Consider the following 1454-nt stretch of genomic DNA (forward strand, 5'->3'; position numbering starts at 1 on the left):
CAGGGCGAATTCAACCGGTCGTCGCAACACCTCATGATCACGGAGGTGTTTGATGGGTCGTCGTCAGCAGGCGTCAGATCGTGCGGTCCGGCCAGCGATGCGGTCCCCGGGTCGTCCTCAACCGCCCCGGCAGGTCGAGCAGGAGTTCTGGCGGCGGATCGCGGAGGGCATGAGCAGCGAGGACGCCGCCGCCGCTGTGGGCGTGTCAGGACCAGTCGGCTCCCGATGGTTCCGCCACGGTGGCGGCATGCCACCCCTGAGTCTTGCCCCGCCGTCGGGCCGGTACCTGTCGTTTCCTGAAAGGGAAGAGATCGCGATCTTGAAGGCGCAGGGCCTTGGGGTCCGTGAGACCGCCAGGCGCCTCGGTCGACATCCTTCGACGATCTCGCGCGAGCTGCGCCGCAACGCCGCCACTCGCAGCGGGAAGCTGGAGTATCGCGCATCGGTGGCGCAGTGGAAGGCCCAGATGGCCGCCCGGCGTCCCAAGGTTGCGAAGCTGTTGGCTGACCTGCGACTGCAGGGCTACGTCCAGGACAAGCTCGCCGGCGTGCTCCGCGGACCCGACGGCGCGGAGATCCTCGGGCCCGATGTCGCACCGTGGAAGGGGCGCAGAAAGCCGCACCGTCAGGACCGCCGCTGGAGCAAGGCCTGGAGCCCGGAGCAGATCTCGAACCGACTTCCTATCGACTTCCCCGATGATGAGTCCATGCGCTGTAGCCACGAGACGATCTACCAGGCGCTCTTCATCGAGAGCCGTGGCGCCCTCAAGCGCGAACTCGTTGCATGTCTGCGCACCGGTCGGGCATTGCGTGAGCCCAGGGCACGTACCCGCAACAGACCCGGCGGCCATGTCACCGCCGATGTCGTGATCAGTCAGCGACCTGCCGAGGTCGAGGACCGTGCAGTCCCGGGGCACTGGGAGGGAGATCTGATCATCGGGTTGAACCGCTCCGCGATCGGGACCCTGGTCGAGCGGAGCACGAGGTACACGATGCTGGTCCACCTTCCTCGCGCTGAGGGTTACGGGATGGTGGCGCCAACGAAGAACGGGCCACCGTTGGGTGGTTACGGCGCGGTGGCCATGAAGGAGGCCCTCGTCGAGACCATGACGACCTTGCCCGAGCAACTGCGACGCACGCTGACCTGGGACCGCGGCAAGGAGCTCTCCCAGCACGCGCAGTTCAAGATCGAGACCGGGATCGCGGTCTACTTCGCCGACCCGCAGAGCCCTTGGCAGCGCGGCACCAACGAGAACCACAACGGTCTGCTGCGCCAGTACTTCCCCAAGGGCACCGACATCTCGCGATGGAGCAACGAGGAGACACAAGCGGTCGAAGCTGCACTCAACAGCAGACCCAGGAAGAGCCTCGGATGGAAGACCCCAGCAGAGGCCCTCGACGAGCACCTACGATTGCTCCACCAAGCTGGTGTTGCTACCACCGGTTGAACCCAGT

Annotated in this window: 1 protein-coding gene; it reads left to right on the plus strand. The window is 66.1% G+C overall.

Translation table 11 applies throughout. From position 1 onward, the window contains the following. Positions 1 to 52 precede the first annotated feature (52 nt). Complete coding sequence (locus ASH02_RS03910; protein ID WP_082563432.1) at positions 53 to 1447, plus strand: IS30 family transposase; 1395 nt, start codon at positions 53 to 55, stop codon at positions 1445 to 1447. Positions 1448 to 1454: the final 7 nt, after the last annotated feature.

The sequence above is a fragment of the Nocardioides sp. Soil796 genome (assembly GCF_001429525.1).
Taxonomy (GTDB): domain Bacteria; phylum Actinomycetota; class Actinomycetes; order Propionibacteriales; family Nocardioidaceae; genus Nocardioides.